We start from the raw sequence: 16,041 nt of genomic DNA, 5'->3' as shown, positions 1-16,041 counted from the left end.
GTAACCTGCTCGCTCTAGAACTGGCCAAGGCCGGTTAGCCCTATCAGGCTGCCGGCGGCCAGCAGCCACAACGGATGGATGCGCGTCTTGATCGCCAGCACGGCGCATACGGCGGTAATGGCCCATGCAATCAACGTCGTATCCGACGCATGCGCGATCAGCGCAGCACTTGCCGCCACTAGCCCCGCCGTCACCGGCACCAGTCCGGCTTGGGCATAGCGCCGCCACGGGCGGTCCTTAAAGCGCTCCCAGGCCTTGAGCGCGAGGATCGTCACAATCGAAGACGGACCGAACTTCGCAACCGAGGTCACCAGCATCCCCGCCCATCCGGCCACGTGCCATCCCACCAGCGTCACGACCATCAGGTTCGGGCCGGGCGCGGCCTGTGCCAGCGCGAAGAGCGCGCTGAACTCGCTGGCCGGCATCCAGTGATGCACGTCCACCACCTGGCGCTGCATCTCCGGCAGGATCGTATTGCCGCCGCCGAAGGCAAGCAGCGATAACTGGCTGAAAATGATGGCGAGTGAAATCAGGGTGCTGCTCATCGTGCGGCCCTCGATGCGAGATAGATACTCAGCGGTGTGAGCACCAGCATGGTGGGCAGCAGAGGGAAACGCAGCAGCGCGATCGCCACGAAGCCCAGTGCGGCAATAGCGATCGCGGCCGGTTTGCGCCATAGCGGCAGCAGGATCTTTACCGCCATCGCGATCAGCAGGCCCGCAGCCGCGGCCGCGAGTCCCGCAAAAAGATGACGGATATGCGGATCGTTCTGCGTGTGCTCGTACAGCACACCGAGGCCGATCACGACCAGCGACGGCCCCGCAATCAACCCAAGCAGGCCTGCCAGTGCGCCCGGCAGGCCGCGAAAGCGCATGCCGATCGCCACCGAAAGATTGATCACGTTGCCGCCCGGCAGGAATTGGCACAGGCCGAGCAGATCGGTGAAGTCCGAGGCGCTGAGCCAGCGGCGCCGCTCGACGATCGCGCGCCGCGCCAATGGCAGGGCGCCGCCGAACGAGATCAGCCCGAGACCGAGGAAGCCGCTGAAGATCTCGCCGACGGTGGGCGGTGACGCAGGGCTGGCGTCGGTAGAAGTGAGGTTTTGATCCATGGTGTGCGCCGCGTTGTCCATGCTGCGGAGGTTAACTCCGATTCATCTTTGGGCAAAACGATTTTTCGGGCGTCTCTTTGTGATCTAGAATCACAAGCATGGCTCGCAATCTTCCCCCCTTTCCGGCGCTACGTGCCTTTGAAGCCGCGGCACGGCATGAAAGTTTCACCGCGGCTGCGAACGAACTTCATGTGACTCACGGTGCAATTAGCCGGCAGGTCGCCGCGTTCGAGGCGTGGGTCGGCGTGCAGGTATTTCATCGTATCGGCAAGCGCGTGCGGCTCACTGACGATGGTCGCCGCTACCTGGCAACCGTCCAGGCCGCATTCGACAGCATCGCCCTCGCGACCAATCAGCTACGCGATAGCGGCGTCGTGCATGTGCTGCGCATCAACGCGCTGCCTACGTTTGCCATGAAATGGCTGCTGCCGCGGCTCAACCAGTTTCAGCGCAAGATGCCCAATGTTGAATTGCGGCTGTCGACGTCGAGCGTGCCGTTCGAGATGCTGGAAGGTTATGACGTCGCGGTCAGGCGCGGCCCCGAACATTGGCCGAACTGTGTGAGCGGACACTTTCTTGGAGAGAGCGAGCTGCCCGTGTGCAGCCCGGCGCTATTACAGCGCTCGCCGATCAAGGTAGCCGACGATCTCGCGCGTCATGTGCTGCTGCATTCCGATACGCGGCCCGATGCGTGGCGCAACTGGCTGACGGCGGCAGGCGTGAAGGCGAAATGCCGCAAGAAGCAGTCGTTCGATCATTTCTATCTGGCGTTGCAAGCGGCTGTGGATGGACTGGGCGTCGCCCTCGGACCATTGCCGATGCTGGCCGATGAACTGGCTTCCGGCCGCCTCGTGATGCCGCTCGACGCTCCGCGAACCGACGCGCGCGGCTATTGGTGGGTGGCGCGCCGCGAAGTCGCGCACGCGCCGGTGGTCGAGCAGTTTTGCCGCTGGCTACAGGAGCAGGGCGATCAGGCGGACGAAGCTGGGGATGCTTCGCCCGCCTGATCAACTCACGTTACAGATAGAACATCCGGTCTTCATCGGACTTCGCAGGATGCGGTTCTGCCTCGTCGCGGTCTTCGTAGAACTTCAGCACCGCTTCGAGCACCTGGTCCGGATCGTCGATCACCTGCATCAGGTTCATGTCGTCCGGATTGATGAGGCCCATCGGCACCAGCGAGTCCTTGAACCACGCCAGCAGGCCTTGCCAGAACTCGCCACCCACCAGAATGATAGGCACGTGGCGCGACTTCTTGGTTTGAATGAGCGTGAGCACTTCGGCCAGTTCATCCAGCGTGCCGAAGCCGCCCGGCATCACGATCACCGCGTCCGAGTTCTTCACGAAGGTCACTTTACGCGTGAAGAAATGGCGGAAGCGCAGGGAGATATCTTGCCACTGGTTGCCCGATTGCTCGTGCGGCAGCTCGATATTCAGGCCCACTGACGGCGCCTTGCCTGCATGAGCGCCCTTGTTGGCCGCTTCCATGATGCCGGGGCCGCCGCCGGAGATCACCGCAAAGCCCGCATCGGAGAGCTTGCGTGCGATTTGCGTGGCGAGTTTGTAGTACGGCGAGGCCGGTTTCAGGCGCGCCGAACCGTAGATACTGACAGCCGGGCGAATCTCCGAGAGGTACTCGGTCGCCTCAATAAACTCTGCCATAATCGTGAACATCTGCCACGATGCGCGGGCCTTTTTGGCTGTCGCGCGCTCTTGATCTGCGAGCGATCGCAGACTCGGAATCACTTTTCTCTTGTTCATAATGCCTGAAGAACGAATCCTGGAAGCTGAGCTGGAAGGTAAGACCCTGCTACTGGTTGACGGTTCGAGTTATCTGTACCGGGCCTACCATGCGATGCCTGATCTGCGCGGACCCGATGGCGGACCGACGGGTGCGCTGTATGGGATCATCAACATGCTGCGGCGCATGCGCAAGGAAGTCACAGCAGAGTATAGCGCGTGCGTGTTCGACGCCAAGGGCAAAACGTTCCGTGACGACTGGTATCCCGACTATAAGGCGAACCGTCCGTCGATGCCGGAAGACCTTGCCCGGCAGATCGAACCGATCCACGTTGCGGTGCGCGCGCTCGGCTGGCCGCTGCTGATGATCGACCACGTCGAAGCCGATGACGTGATCGGCACGTTGAGCGTCGCTGCCGAGAAGCGCGGCATGAAGGTGATCGTCTCGACCGGCGACAAGGATCTGGCGCAGCTCGTGACGGACAAGGTCACGCTCATCAACACGATGACCAACGAGACGCTCGACCGTGCCGGCGTAGTGGCCAAGTTCGGTGTGCCGCCGGAACGGATTGTCGATTACCTGTCGCTGATCGGCGACACGGTCGACAACGTCCCCGGCGTCGAGAAGTGTGGTCCAAAGACGGCGCTCAAGTGGCTTACGCAGTACGAAACGCTCGACGGTGTGGTCGCTCATGCGGACGAGATCAAAGGCGCAGTAGGCGACAACCTGCGCCGCGCGCTGGATTTCCTGCCCATGGCGCGCAAGCTCGTAACCGTGGATACGGCTTGCGATTTGACGCCGCATCTCACATCGATCGAAGAGAGCCTGACAAGCCGTCCCGAAGCGCGCGATGAACTGCGCGATATTTTCTCGCGTCACGGCTTCAAGACGTGGCTGCGTGAAGTCGAAGTGGCGGAGGTCGTGGAAGGCCCTGGCGCCGGCGTGGACGTGGCGCCTGTGATCGACGGCGAGCGCAAATACGACACCGTGCAGACGTGGGAACAGTTCGACACGTGGCTCGCGAAAATCAATGCGGCGGAACTGACCGCGTTCGATACCGAAACCACCGCGCTCGATCCGATGCTGGCGCAACTCGTCGGCATTTCGCTGTCGGTCGAGGCGAACTCGGCCGCGTATATTCCGGTGGGGCACCGCGGGCCGGATCATCCTGTGCAGTTGCCGCGCGACGAAGTGCTCGCGAAGCTGAAGCCGTGGCTCGAAAGTGCCGAGCACAAGAAAGTCGGTCAGCACATGAAATACGACGAGCAGGTGCTCGCGAACTACGGCATCGCGATGAACGGCATCGAGCACGACACGCTGTTGCAATCGTATGTGCTCGAATCGCATCGCACGCACGATATGGACAGTCTCGCGCTGCGTCATCTCGGCATCAAGACGATCAAGTACGAAGAGGTTGCGGGCAAGGGTGCAGGGCAGATTGGTTTCGACGAGGTCGCGCTCGAACAGGCCGCGGAATACGCAGCGGAAGATGCTGACATCACGTTGCGTTTGCATCAGGCGTTGTATCCGCAGGTTGCCGCAGACGCAGGTTTGAAGCGCGTGTATAGCGACATCGAAGTACCCACGTCCCGCGTATTGCGCAAGATGGAGCGCAATGGTGTGCTGATCGACGCTGAGAAACTGCGCCAGCAAAGCAATGAAATTGCGGCGCGGCTGATCGAACTGGAGACCGAAGCTTATGTCCTCGCCGAGGGCGAATTCAATCTCGGCTCGCCCAAGCAGATCGGGCAGATCTTCTTCGAGAAACTGCAATTGCCGGTGGTCAAGAAGACGCCGAGCGGCGCGCCCTCGACCGATGAAGAAGTCCTGCAGAAGCTGGCTGAAGACTATCCTTTGCCCAAGCTGCTGCTTGAACACCGTGGCCTGTCGAAGCTGAAGTCCACGTATACCGACAAGCTGCCGCGCATGGTCAATGCGCAAACGGGGCGCGTGCATACCAACTATGCGCAGGCGGTGGCGGTCACCGGACGGCTTGCTTCGAACGATCCGAATCTGCAGAACATCCCCGTGCGCACGGCGGAAGGCCGTCGCATCCGTGAGGCGTTCATTGCTGCGCCGGGTCACAAGCTCGTCTCCGCGGATTATTCGCAGATCGAACTGCGCATCATGGCGCATATCTCAGGCGATGCGTCGCTGCTGCGTGCTTTCGCGCAGGGCGAGGATATCCACCGCGCCACCGCTGCGGAGATCTTTAGCGTGACGCCGCTCGAAGTTTCGAGCGATCAACGGCGCGTCGCCAAAGTGATCAACTTTGGCCTGATCTACGGGATGAGCGCGTTCGGTCTGGCTGCCAACCTCGGCATCACGCGCGATGCGGCGAAGCTTTATATCGACCGCTACTTCGCGCGCTATCCCGGCGTCGCAAGTTACATGGACGAGACCCGCGCGAGCGCGAAGGAAAAGGGCTACGTCCAGACCGTGTTCGGACGCCGCCTGTGGCTGCCGGAAATCAACGGCGGCAACGGACCGCGTCGTCAGGCAGCGGAACGCGCCGCCATCAACGCGCCAATGCAGGGCACCGCAGCCGATCTGATCAAGATGTCGATGATCGCCGTGCAGGACTGGCTGGAGGCGTCGAAGGTCGGCACGCGCATGATCATGCAGGTGCACGATGAACTGATCCTCGAAGTGCCCGACAGCGAACTGTCCGAAGTACGCAAGCGCTTACCTGAGCTGATGTGCGGCGTAGCCGCGCTGAAAGTGCCGCTGGTCGCCGAAGTGGGTGCGGGCATGAACTGGGAAGAGGCACATTGACGCAGAGTTGACTATCAAGCGATATCGTCGTGCGCATGTCACATATGCGCCTTGATGGCTTGTGGCAAACCCTGCTGCTCGCAGACAATCTCTGACAGACGGTCCCTACGCGGATGACACGGGCCGTCTCGACGCACAACCGATCGGCAAATACGGAGAACTGCGATGCATCGTTTTATCGTCATTGGTGGAGGTGCGGGAGGACTGGAACTGGCGACCCGTCTTGGCGATCGCTATGCCTCACACAAGTACAAAGGCCAGGAGCGTGTGCAGGTCACGCTCGTCGATCGCAATCCAACCCATATCTGGAAGCCACTGCTGCACGAAGTGGCGGCCGGCAGCATGGACCCGTTCACGCAGGAACTCGCCTATGCGGCGCAGGCGCGCTGGCATCACTTCGAGTTTCAGCAGGGCGAACTGAAGAGCCTTGACCGCGCGGCGAAACGCATCACGCTTGCGGCCGTGATGGATGACGAGGACGGTGCGGAACTGCTGCCGCAACGCGAACTGGAGTACGACACGCTGGTGATTGCCATCGGCAGCACCACGCATTTCTTCGGCGTGCAAGGCGCGCCGGAATATTCGCTTGCGCTCGATACGGTGAGTCAGGCCGAGCGCTTTCGCAAACGCCTGATCGCGGCCTGCGTGCGCGCGGAGCATCAGGCGCACGAGCTGGTGGAGTCGACGCCGGACGCGACGACCCCGTCGACGGAGCCGCGCATTCAGGTGGCGATTGTCGGCGGCGGAGCGACAGGCGTCGAATTGTCAGCGGAATTGCGCAACACCGCTCAGGTGTTGTCCGCGTATGGACTGCATAAGCTCGATCCGCGCCACGACGTCGGCATTGTGCTGATCGAGGCGGGGCCAAGGATCTTGCCGGCCTTGGCGGAGCGGGTGTCGACCGCGACCGCGGAACTGCTGACGAAGCTGGGCGTAAAGCTGATGACCGGCGAAACCGTAGCCGAAGTCGCGCCCGGAGTGGTGCGAACTGCCAGCGGTAAGGCGATTCGTGCCGATCTGACGGTGTGGGCAGCGGGCATCAAGGCTCCCGCAATCCTGAGCCAGCTCGACGGCCTGCCGGTCAACCGGCTCGGCCAGCTGGTCGTGCGCCGCACGTTGCAAACCGAAACCGACGACAACATTTTCGCGCTTGGCGATTGCGCCGCTTGCCCGTGGCCGGGCAACGAACGCAACGTGCCGCCGCGCGCGCAGGCCGCTCACCAGCAGGCGAGTTTTCTGCTGACTGCGCTGGCAGCGCGGCTCGAAAATAAGCCGCTGCCGGAGTTCACTTATCGGGACTTCGGCTCGCTCGTTTCGCTCGGGCATTTCAGCGCGGTGGGTAACCTGATGGGCGGGGTGATCGGCGGCAATATGCTGATCGAAGGTCTCTTTGCGCGCTTTATGTATATGTCGTTGTACCGCTTGCATATTGCCGCGCTGCATGGGTACGCCCGCATGGTGCTCGACACCTTTGCGCATTGGCTGCGCCGTACGACGCTGCCGCGGGTGAAATTGCACTGAGGCTGAGGTTGGTGCAGAAGGCGGCTCGAGGCCGCCATTCGGGCGCCGGACGGACATCAGGCAAGCCACTGCAAGAGGATGCGCACGAGCGTATCCTGTGGCCTTTGCCTCGTCCGTCACCGCCGTTCACTGCCCATCACTCAAGGAGTGCCGCATGCTGAAGCCCGAAGTCGACAGCCTGGTTCCACACGTCCCCTTCAATCGACGCACCTTCATCAAGGCCGCGCTCGGCAGCGGATTCGCCGCCGCCGTGTTGCCGGTGTCCGCACAAACCATCCATACCGATAGCGACGGGCTCGAAGCCGGGGAAATCGCCGTGCATTCCGGCGACACGCTGGTGCCGGCCTATCGCGCGCAGCCAGCGGGCAAGACGCACTTGCCGGTGATCATCGTCGTGCACGAGGTTTTCGGCGTGCATGAACATATCTCCGATGTCTGCCGGCGCTTCGCCAAGCAGGGCTATCTGGCGATTGCACCGGACCTCTATGTGCGGGAAGGCGATGCGTCGGTGTATCCGACGATCCAGCAACTGAGCGAGCAACTCGTTAGCAAGGTTCCCGATGAGCAGGTGCTGGCCGATATCGATGCGACGGTCGCGTGGGCTGGGCAGAACGGTGGCGACCTGAACCGGCTCGGCATCAACGGCTTCTGCTGGGGTGGGCGGATTACGTGGCTGTACGCCGAACACAATCCGCGCGTGAAGACGGCGGTGGCGTGGTACGGCCGGGTGGCCGGCGATCACACGGCAATGACGCCCGAAAATCCGATCGACCGCGTGGCGGATCTCCATGCGCCCGTGCTGGGCCTCTACGGACTACAGGATCAGAGCATTCCGCAGGACACGCTGGCGCAGATGAAGCAACTGATTGCGCAGGGCCCGGAGGCAGGGAGAGGCTCGCAGTTCGTCGTCTATGACGATGCGGGGCACGCGTTTTTTGCGGACTACCGGCCGAGCTACAAGAAGGTCGACGCCGAAGATGGCTGGCGCCGCGCGCTGGTCTGGTTCAAGCAGCACGGGGTATAGCGTCGGCGTTGCCGGTAAGGGTCGGTAAGGCGCGGCGGATGACGGCGGCCATGCTGCGCGCCCGCCGTCCGCCATCTGCTCTTACGGATTCGGCCCGGTCGCAACCGGTCGTGCCGGATTGGAACTCCATTCACTCCACGATCCCGCGTAAAGCGCTGCGCCATGCAGACCCGCGACCTCCATGGCCAATGCGTTGACACAGGCCGTCACCCCCGAGCCGCATTGCAGCACGACGTGATCGGGCGCGATGCCCGGCAACAGCGCCTGGAATTCTTCTCGCAGTGAATGAGCCGGCTTGAAGCGGCCGTCGGCCGTCAGATTGTCTTTGAAGAAGCGGTTCAACGCGCCCGGGATGTGTCCACCGACCGCGTCGAGCGTTTCGTTCTCGCCGCGATAGCGATCCGCAGCGCGTGCGTCGATCACCACCCGCTCGTGCGTACTGAGATTGCGCTCCACCGCCTGCACGTCGAAGGTGACCGCGAGCGGCGCGCCCGCCTTGAAATCGCCTGGGCTTTGCGGCGCAACATCTTGTGACAGTGCGTAACCCGCTGCCTGCCAGGCCTGCAGTCCGCCGTCGAGCAGCGCGACCGCGTCGTGCCCGAGCCAGCGCAGCAGCCACCAGGCGCGCGCGGCGTACATGCCGCCTTGCGCGTCATAGGCAACGACCTGCTGACCCTGCCTCAGGCCGCGTGCGGCCAGCGCGGCGACCAGCGTGGCGCGGTCCGGCAGTGGATGGCGGCCATTGGCGCCGGTCTTCGGGCCCGACAGATCGTGGTCCAGGTTCAGATACTGCGCACCGGGCACGTGGCCCTCGGCATAGGCCTTTGCACCCGCTTCGGGATTGGCCAGATCGAAACGGCAGTCGATCACGAATACGCTGCCGGGCGCAGCGGCGAGCCGTTCCGCGAGATTCGTCGCGGAGATCAACGTGGTGTAATGAGTGTGCGGCATGACGGCTCCTCTGTCGGCCGGAGTGAGCGCTTTAGCGCTTACCCCGGTCCCATGCAAGATAGTTGCGGAACGGACGACTTCGGTGCGTGCAGCGGGGACATGTAGCGATGCCCAAGCCGCTCAACCGACTGATGTGTTAAGTCTAAACAAAAAAAGACGGGCCGAAGCCCGTCTTTCCATGAATGCTATCACCGCGTGCGCCATATGACGCTGCCGGTCAGATCGTGCCGAGCTCGCGGCGCAGGAACTCGTGGAAGTGCTGCATGCCGTCTTCCATCGGGCTCTGATAAGGGCCAACCTGCGACTCGCCCCGCTCCATCAACGCGCGGCGGCCGGCGTCCATCCGCTCGGCGATTTCGTCGTCTTCGCGGGCCGTTTCCATATAGGCGGCGCGCTCGGCCTCGATGAACTCACGCTCGAACAGCGCGATTTCCTCGGGGTAGTAGAACTCCACGACGTTGGTGGTTTTCTGCGGACCGCGCGGAATCAACCATGAAACGACCAGCACGTGCGGATACCACTCGATCATGAGGCCCGGGTAGTACACCATCCAGATTGCGCCGAAGTCGGGGGCTTTGCCCTCGCGGAAGCGCAGCACCTGATCGTGCCACTTGCGATACGTCGGACTGCCCGGCTTTTCGAGTCCCTTGTGGACGCCAACCGTCTGCACGCTGTACCACTCGCCAAATTCCCACTCGAGATCGTCACAGGAGACGAAGCTGCCGAGGCCCGGATGGAACGGCGCGACGTGGTAGTCCTCGAGGTAGACCTCGATGAACGACTTCCAGTTGTAGTTGCACTCGTGGACTTCGACATGATCGAACATGAAGTTCGAGAAGTCGAAGTGCTGCTTGGTGCCCAGACGTGCCAGATCTTTGGCGACGTTGCGCCCTTGCGCTTCGAACAGCAGCCCTTGCCAGTTCTGCAGCGGCGTGGCGCCGAGATTCAGGCAGGGGTTGTCCGCAAAATGCGGTGCGCCGAGGAGCTGACCGTTCAGATCGTAGGTCCAGCGGTGCAGGGGGCAGACGATGTTCTCCGTCTGGCCGCGGCCGTTCAGCATGATGGCTTGCCGGTGGCGGCACACGTTCGACAGCAGTTCGATTTGTGACTGCTGGTTACGGACGAGCACACGCCCTTCGCTCTCGCTGGGCAAAGCAAAATAACTCCCCGCATCTGGCACCATGAGTTCATGGCCGATGTAGCGAGGACCTTTCTTGAAAAGGGTTTCGATTTCGCGCGTTAGAAGCGCTTCGTCAAAGTAAGCCGTGACTGGCAGCTGGCTGTGAACAGACCGCAACTGCAATGCATTGCTCAGATTGGACATTCCCACTCCCGATGAAGACGTGAAAGCAGTGAACAACCCAACCATCGAAGATTCGATTTAGGGAGCCCGCGATTATACCCGTTTCCCCTTGCTTGGGGCGACTAAGTGTCTGATTTGGGTCAAAATTGTGAAGATGGTTCACTCCTTTCGTCCGAGCAAAAAGGATTTTTTTCTGTCACGCTCTGGTTGAGCCGTAAGGGGAGCAAGCGGGGCGGAGGGCGTCGAGCGGATCGGATAAGTCGCTTTTGCCGTAGAATGTCCGACTTGTTTTAATTTTGCGACCATTCATGGCGAAGACCGCATCGAAGGACACCGCTGCAACACCTGAGGGCGTCGACAGCACGCCGCTGCCCGAGAATTACGAAGCGGCGCTGGCGGAGCTGGAAGGGCTTGTTGCGCGGATGGAAGGCGGCAGTCTGAGTCTGGAGGAATCGCTGTCCGCGTACCGGCGCGGCGCGAGCCTTGTGACGTTTTGCCAGCAACAACTGGAAAAGGTCGAGCAGCAGGTGCGGGTCCTCGACGGCGAGACCCTCAAACCGTTGCCCATGAGTGGCGCAGGCACAGCCGCTACAGAGAGCGGGGACGACCTATGACTTTCGAACAATGGATGCACTCGGTACTCGAGCGCGTCGAGACGGCACTCGGACACTACTTGCCGGAGCCGGCCGTCGAGCCGGCACAACTGCACGAAGCGATGCGCTATGCAGTGCTGGGCGGCGGAAAACGGGTGCGCCCGTTGCTTTGCCACGCTGCCGGCGAGCTGACCGGCGCTCGTGTCGAATGCCTCGACGCGGCCGCGGCAGCGCTGGAGATGATCCACGTCTACTCGCTTGTGCACGACGACATGCCCTGCATGGACGACGACGCGCTGCGTCGCGGCAAACCCACGGTGCATGTTCAGTATGATGAGCCGACCGCGCTGCTGGTCGGCGACGCGCTGCAATCGCAAGCTTTCGTTACGCTGACGGCTGACGTGCTGCCGCCGGCGCAACAGGCGGCGCTGGTGCGCGAACTGGCTTTGGCTAGCGGTTCGATCGGCATGGCTGGGGGCCAGGCGATCGATCTGGCGAGCGTCGGTCATACGCTGACCCGGCCGCAACTCGAAACGATGCACCGCATGAAGACCGGCGCGCTGCTGCGCGCTTCGGTTCGCATGGGGGCACTGGCGGGCGAAGCGCCGGGCGCGGACGCAATGCGTTCGCTCGACGCCTACGCGGCCGCTGTGGGTCTCGCGTTTCAGGTCGTGGACGATATTCTCGACGTCACGACCGATTCCGCGACGCTCGGCAAAACGGCAGGCAAAGACGCGAAGGACGGCAAGCCGACCTACGTGTCGATTATTGGGCTCGAGGCGTCGCGCGAACTCGCCGCGCAACTGCGCACCGACGCCCACGCTGCGATCGCGCCGTTTGGCGCGCGGGCGCAGCGTCTTGCCGAACTGGCTGACCTGGTGGTGAACCGGGTGAGCTGAACGCGAAAGCCCGCCGCCGCGCATTTGCTACGACGAATGCGTGAATGAAGTGCGGGCGCGTAAGTTTTCCTACAATGGAACGACGATGTACGACTTGCTGAAAACCATCGACGACCCGGCTGACCTCCGCCGCCTCGATCGCCGCCAATTGCAACCGCTTGCAGACGAGTTGCGCGCCTACGTGCTCGACAGCGTCTCCAAGACGGGTGGACACCTGTCGTCCAATCTTGGCACGGTCGAACTGACGATTGCGCTGCACTATGTGTTCGACACGCCGCGCGACCGGATCGTCTGGGATGTCGGCCATCAGACCTACCCGCACAAGATCCTGACCGGCCGCCGCGACCAGATGCACACGCTGCGTCAGTACGGCGGCATCTCCGGTTTTCCGCGCCGCGACGAGTCGCAGTACGACACGTTCGGCACCGCCCACTCCAGCACGTCGATTTCCGCGGCGCTCGGCATGGCCGTCGCCAGCAAGCTGCAGGGTGAGGGCCACATGGGCATCGCCGTGATCGGCGATGGTGCGATGACCGCCGGCATGGCCTTCGAGGCAATGAACAATGCGGGCGTCGAAGACGACGTTCCATTGCTCGTCATCCTCAACGACAACGACATGTCGATTTCGCCGCCGGTGGGCGCGCTCAATCGCCATCTGGCGCGTCTGATGTCGGGCCGTTTCTACGCTGCCGCGCGCGCCGGCGTGGAGCGCGTGCTGCGCGTCGCGCCACCGATGCTCGACCTCGCCCGCAAGCTCGAAGAGCACGCGAAGGGCATGATCGTGCCGGCTACGCTGTTCGAGGAATTCGGTTTCAACTACATCGGCCCGATCGACGGTCACGACCTCGACTCGCTGATCCCGACGCTGCAGAACATCAAGGAACTGCGCGGTCCGCAATTCCTGCACGTCGTGACGAAGAAGGGTCAAGGGTACAAGCTGGCCGAAGCCGACCCGGTGCTGTACCACGGGCCGGGCAAGTTCAATCCGGCGGAAGGGATCAAGCCGGCCACTGCGCCGTCGAAGAAGGCCTACATGCATGTCTTCGGCGAATGGCTGTGCGATGCGGCTGAGCTCGACTCGCGCGTCGTCGGCATTACGCCGGCCATGCGCGAAGGTTCGGGTCTGGTGGAATTCGAAAAGCGCTTCCCGGACCGTTACTTCGACGTGGGCATTGCGGAGCAGCATGCGGTGACGTTCGCAGGCGGCCTCGCCGCCGACGGTATGAAGCCGGTCGTGGCAATTTATTCGACGTTCCTGCAGCGCGCTTATGACCAGTTGATTCATGACGTCGCCTTGCAGAATCTGCCGGTGGTCTTCGCGATCGACCGCGCGGGTCTCGTTGGGGCAGACGGTGCCACACACGCAGGCGCATACGACCTGGCGTTCCTGCGCTGCATTCCGAACATGACCGTCATGGCTCCGTCTGACGAAAACGAATGCCGTCAGATGCTCCACACGGCGTTGCAGCAGCCGGGGCCGACGGCGGTGCGCTATCCGCGCGGCGCTGGATCGGGTGTGGCGACTGTCAAGCAGATGACGGCTCTTCCTGTCGGCAAGGGCGAAGTGCGTCGCGAGACTACGCAGCCGGCCGGCAAGCGGATCGCGATTCTGGCGTTCGGCACGATGGTCGCGCCGGCGCTCGCCGCAGCGGAGCAACTGGACGCGACGGTAGCGAACATGCGCTTCGTCAAGCCGCTGGATGCCGAGCTGGTACGCCAACTTGCGGAGTCCCACGACTACGTCGTCACGGTCGAAGAAGGCTGCATCATGGGCGGCGCGGGTTCGGCCTGCGTCGAAGCCCTGCTCGCCAGTGGGGTTATGCGTCCCGTACTACAATTGGGCCTCCCCGATCGCTTCATCGATCATGGGGATCCGGCCAAGCTGCTCGCGGAGTGTGGTCTGGATAGCGCGGGCATTGCCAAGTCGATCCGCGAACGCTTCATGGATCACGCCACGGGCGCCGCAGGCAAGTCCGTCAAGCGCGTCGCGTAAGAGAGAGCCGGCGAGCGAGCCGCAAGGCCGAGCCGGGCGCCGGGTGTGCAGGCGCTATTGCGGCTATAGCAATCTCCAACTTGAATCGATCGGCCTGCGGGCCCATCATGCAACGCCGGCACCAGCCGGCGTTCGCCGTTGCGTGGGTCGTTCCGCTCGGCCGCTGAGGAAAACAACATGAATCAAATGAATCCCGCTTTTGTGATGCCCGACGTGCAGAGCACCGTCGACACCCGCCAGATCCCTATTCAACGGGTTGGCGTGAAGGCCGTGCGTCATCCGCTGACGGTGCGCACACAGGGCGGCGATGTGCAGCCGACGGTTGGCACGTGGAACCTCGACGTCCACCTGCCGGCCGATCAGAAGGGCACGCACATGTCGCGTTTTGTGGCGCTGCTCGAAGAGAACAAGGCTCCGCTGGAGCCGTCGACGTTCCGCAAGATGCTGGCCGCGATGCTCGAGAAGCTCGAGGCCGAAGCGGGCCGCATCGAAGTGTCGTTCCCGTACTTCGTCAACAAGACCGCGCCGGTGTCGGGCGTGCAAAGTCTGCTGGACTACGAAGTAACGCTGACCGGCGATACCCGCAACGGCGTGATGCGCGTGTTTCTGAAGGTGCTGGTGCCGGTGACGAGTCTGTGCCCGTGTTCGAAGAAGATCTCGCAGTACGGCGCACACAATCAGCGCTCGCATGTGACGATCAATGCCGAACTGTCCGATGACGTGCCGGCGGAAGACTTGATTCGGATTGCCGAGGAAGAGGCGTCGTGCGAGCTGTGGGGCTTGCTGAAGCGGCCTGATGAGAAGTTCGTCACCGAGCGCGCATATGAGAATCCGAAGTTCGTCGAAGACCTGGTGCGTGATGTGGCGCAGCGTCTGAATGCGGATACGCGGATCGTAGCGTATGTGCTCGAGGCTGAGAACTTCGAATCGATCCACAATCACAGCGCGTATGCGGTGATTGAGCACGACAAGCGGGCTAGCTAGTTGCTAAGCTGCTGCGCGCTTTGCTTTGATGTGAAAACGGCCGCTAAAGCGGCCGTTTTCAATTGCGATGCGATGCGCCCTTGGGCAATCCTTCTTTTAGCGCGCGAGTGAGGTCAGATCCCAACGCGGTTTCACCGTGAACGCATAGTCCTTGCCCGATTGCGCCGGCCAGCGCTGGAGGCGCAGCGCGCCCGCTAATGCAATCATCGCGCCGTTGTCGGTGCACAGCGATAGATCCGGGTAGTGCACATCGAAGCCACGCTTCTTTGCAGCCGCCGAAAGCGCTTCACGCAACTGCCGGTTCGCGCCTACGCCACCCGCGACCACCAGCCGTTTGAGCCCGGTCTTTTTGAGCGCGGCCAGTGACTTGGCGGCGAGCACATCCACCGCAGCATCGACGAACCCGCGCGCCAGGTCAGCCTTGGCCTGTTCGCAGATATTTGCGCCGCCAAGTTTTTTCACATTCGTCAGTACTGCGGTCTTGAGGCCACTGAAGCTGAAATCGAGATCACCCGAGTGCAGCATTGGGCGAGGCAGCACCACGGCCCCAGGCGTGCCGAATTCCGCCAGCCGCGAGACTTCCGGTCCACCCGGATAACCGAGCCCGAGCAGCTTGGCGGTCTTGTCGAAGGCTTCGCCGGCGGCGTCATCGAGTGTCTCGCCGAGCGTCTCGTAGACGCCTACATCCGACACGCGCATTAACTGCGTGTGACCGCCGGAGACGAGCAAGGCGACGAACGGAAACGGCGGCGGTTCGTCGACCAAAAGCGGCGATAGCAAATGCCCTTCAAGGTGATGGATGCCGATGGTGGGTTTGTCCCACGCCATGGCGAGCGCGTTGGCGATGCTGGCGCCGACCAGCAGCGCGCCAGCCAGCCCAGGCCCTTGCGTGTAGGCGATCGCGTCGATTTCAGTGCGCGCCGTGCCGGCCCGCTCCAGCACTTCTTCGAGCAGCGGCAGCGCGCGCCGGATATGGTCGCGCGACGCGAGTTCCGGCACCACTCCACCGTACTCCCGGTGCATCGCAATCTGCGAATGCAGCGCGTGCGCAAGCAGGCCGCGCTCCGTGTCGTAGAGCGCGAGTCCGGTTTCGTCGCAGGAGCTTTCGATGCCGAGAACCAGCATGTTCAGGTGCCCGAAAAGTAA

The 16,041-nt window shown here is 62.6% G+C and carries 14 protein-coding genes; 8 read left to right on the top strand and 6 right to left on the bottom strand.

Translation table 11 applies throughout. The features are described from left to right. Nucleotides 1-14: 14 nt before the first annotated feature. Nucleotides 15-545 carry a chromate transporter gene (locus P3T17_RS07205; RefSeq protein WP_074266562.1) on the bottom strand — a complete coding sequence of 177 codons (531 nt, stop codon included), beginning with the start codon at nucleotides 543-545 and terminating at the stop codon, nucleotides 15-17. After that, a complete protein-coding gene (locus P3T17_RS07200) occupies nucleotides 542-1,111 on the bottom strand; it encodes a chromate transporter (RefSeq protein ID WP_429405726.1) in 570 nt (189 codons plus the stop codon). Before P3T17_RS07200 ends, P3T17_RS07205 begins: the two co-directional genes overlap by 4 nt. Nucleotides 1,112-1,209: 98 nt before the next feature. On the opposite strand from P3T17_RS07200, the gene P3T17_RS07195 reads away from it, so the two are divergent. Continuing rightward, nucleotides 1,210-2,118: a transcriptional regulator GcvA gene (locus tag P3T17_RS07195; RefSeq protein ID WP_429405724.1), complete on the top strand. Its 909-nt coding sequence runs from the start codon at nucleotides 1,210-1,212 to the stop codon at nucleotides 2,116-2,118. A gap of 10 nt (nucleotides 2,119-2,128) precedes the next feature. Here the strand turns inward: P3T17_RS07195 and P3T17_RS07190 are convergent, their stop codons facing one another. Further along, on the bottom strand, nucleotides 2,129-2,872 hold the full coding sequence (locus tag P3T17_RS07190) for a TIGR00730 family Rossman fold protein (RefSeq protein ID WP_074266560.1): 744 nt from the start codon (nucleotides 2,870-2,872) through the stop codon (nucleotides 2,129-2,131). 1 nt (nucleotide 2,873) lies between these two features. On the opposite strand from P3T17_RS07190, the gene polA reads away from it, so the two are divergent. From polA to P3T17_RS07175, 3 genes are all read left to right on the top strand, one after another. Then, a complete protein-coding gene (polA, locus tag P3T17_RS07185) occupies nucleotides 2,874-5,627 on the top strand; it encodes a DNA polymerase I (protein ID WP_429405722.1) in 2,754 nt (917 codons plus the stop codon). Nucleotides 5,628-5,792: 165 nt separating this feature from the next. After that, nucleotides 5,793-7,148, top strand: a complete 1,356-nt coding sequence (locus P3T17_RS07180) for an NAD(P)/FAD-dependent oxidoreductase (protein WP_074266558.1) — start codon at nucleotides 5,793-5,795, stop codon at nucleotides 7,146-7,148. Nucleotides 7,149-7,302: 154 nt separating this feature from the next. Beyond that, nucleotides 7,303-8,172 carry a dienelactone hydrolase family protein gene (locus tag P3T17_RS07175; protein ID WP_429289409.1) on the top strand — a complete coding sequence of 290 codons (870 nt, stop codon included), beginning with the start codon at nucleotides 7,303-7,305 and terminating at the stop codon, nucleotides 8,170-8,172. 81 nt (nucleotides 8,173-8,253) lie between these two features. Here the strand turns inward: P3T17_RS07175 and P3T17_RS07170 are convergent, their stop codons facing one another. Continuing rightward, a complete protein-coding gene (locus P3T17_RS07170; RefSeq protein ID WP_429405720.1) occupies nucleotides 8,254-9,123 on the bottom strand; it encodes a sulfurtransferase in 870 nt (289 codons plus the stop codon). A 217-nt stretch (nucleotides 9,124-9,340) separates the two neighbouring features. Next, on the bottom strand, nucleotides 9,341-10,447 hold the full coding sequence (locus P3T17_RS07165; protein ID WP_429405718.1) for an aromatic ring-hydroxylating oxygenase subunit alpha: 1,107 nt from the start codon (nucleotides 10,445-10,447) through the stop codon (nucleotides 9,341-9,343). Between the two features lie 287 nt (nucleotides 10,448-10,734). Between P3T17_RS07165 and P3T17_RS07160 the strand changes: the two genes are divergently transcribed. The 4 genes from P3T17_RS07160 (at nucleotide 10,735) to folE2 (ending at nucleotide 14,895) form a co-directional block, all read left to right on the top strand. Further along, entirely contained in the window at nucleotides 10,735-11,040 is a 306-nt protein-coding gene (locus tag P3T17_RS07160) for an exodeoxyribonuclease VII small subunit (RefSeq protein ID WP_429405716.1), read from the top strand. Then, nucleotides 11,037-11,918, top strand: coding sequence for a polyprenyl synthetase family protein (locus tag P3T17_RS07155; protein ID WP_074266553.1), 882 nt, complete (start codon nucleotides 11,037-11,039; stop codon nucleotides 11,916-11,918). Before P3T17_RS07160 ends, P3T17_RS07155 begins: the two co-directional genes overlap by 4 nt. A gap of 85 nt (nucleotides 11,919-12,003) precedes the next feature. Further along, a complete protein-coding gene (gene dxs / locus P3T17_RS07150; protein ID WP_429405714.1) occupies nucleotides 12,004-13,911 on the top strand; it encodes a 1-deoxy-D-xylulose-5-phosphate synthase in 1,908 nt (635 codons plus the stop codon). A 177-nt stretch (nucleotides 13,912-14,088) separates the two neighbouring features. Further along, nucleotides 14,089-14,895: a GTP cyclohydrolase FolE2 gene (gene folE2 / locus P3T17_RS07145; protein ID WP_429405712.1), complete on the top strand. Its 807-nt coding sequence runs from the start codon at nucleotides 14,089-14,091 to the stop codon at nucleotides 14,893-14,895. A gap of 96 nt (nucleotides 14,896-14,991) precedes the next feature. Here folE2 and tsaD read toward each other — a convergent pair whose 3' ends face one another. Next, nucleotides 14,992-16,020 (bottom strand): tRNA (adenosine(37)-N6)-threonylcarbamoyltransferase complex transferase subunit TsaD, encoded by a 1,029-nt coding sequence (gene tsaD, locus P3T17_RS07140; RefSeq protein ID WP_429405710.1) that lies wholly within the window; start codon nucleotides 16,018-16,020, stop codon nucleotides 14,992-14,994. Nucleotides 16,021-16,041: the final 21 nt, after the last annotated feature.

Origin of the sequence: Paraburkholderia sp. GAS82, assembly GCF_050436285.1 — a bacterium.
Lineage (GTDB): Bacteria > Pseudomonadota > Gammaproteobacteria > Burkholderiales > Burkholderiaceae > Paraburkholderia > Paraburkholderia phenazinium_B.
Note: the sequence above shows the minus strand (reverse complement) of the source record. Positions and strands in the feature narration are given on the sequence as shown.

Coding starts and splice junctions, on each gene's coding strand:
- P3T17_RS07205 (WP_074266562.1), bottom strand. CDS start 545: ATGAGCAGCACCCTGATTTCACTCGCCATCATTTTCAGCCAGTTATCG.
- P3T17_RS07200 (WP_429405726.1), bottom strand. CDS start 1,111: ATGGATCAAAACCTCACTTCTACCGACGCCAGCCCTGCGTCACCGCCC.
- P3T17_RS07195 (WP_429405724.1), top strand. CDS start 1,210: ATGGCTCGCAATCTTCCCCCCTTTCCGGCGCTACGTGCCTTTGAAGCC.
- P3T17_RS07190 (WP_074266560.1), bottom strand. CDS start 2,872: ATGAACAAGAGAAAAGTGATTCCGAGTCTGCGATCGCTCGCAGATCAA.
- polA (WP_429405722.1), top strand. CDS start 2,874: ATGCCTGAAGAACGAATCCTGGAAGCTGAGCTGGAAGGTAAGACCCTG.
- P3T17_RS07180 (WP_074266558.1), top strand. CDS start 5,793: ATGCATCGTTTTATCGTCATTGGTGGAGGTGCGGGAGGACTGGAACTG.
- P3T17_RS07175 (WP_429289409.1), top strand. CDS start 7,303: ATGCTGAAGCCCGAAGTCGACAGCCTGGTTCCACACGTCCCCTTCAAT.
- P3T17_RS07170 (WP_429405720.1), bottom strand. CDS start 9,123: ATGCCGCACACTCATTACACCACGTTGATCTCCGCGACGAATCTCGCG.
- P3T17_RS07165 (WP_429405718.1), bottom strand. CDS start 10,447: ATGTCCAATCTGAGCAATGCATTGCAGTTGCGGTCTGTTCACAGCCAG.
- P3T17_RS07160 (WP_429405716.1), top strand. CDS start 10,735: ATGGCGAAGACCGCATCGAAGGACACCGCTGCAACACCTGAGGGCGTC.
- P3T17_RS07155 (WP_074266553.1), top strand. CDS start 11,037: ATGACTTTCGAACAATGGATGCACTCGGTACTCGAGCGCGTCGAGACG.
- dxs (WP_429405714.1), top strand. CDS start 12,004: ATGTACGACTTGCTGAAAACCATCGACGACCCGGCTGACCTCCGCCGC.
- folE2 (WP_429405712.1), top strand. CDS start 14,089: ATGAATCAAATGAATCCCGCTTTTGTGATGCCCGACGTGCAGAGCACC.
- tsaD (WP_429405710.1), bottom strand. CDS start 16,020: ATGCTGGTTCTCGGCATCGAAAGCTCCTGCGACGAAACCGGACTCGCG.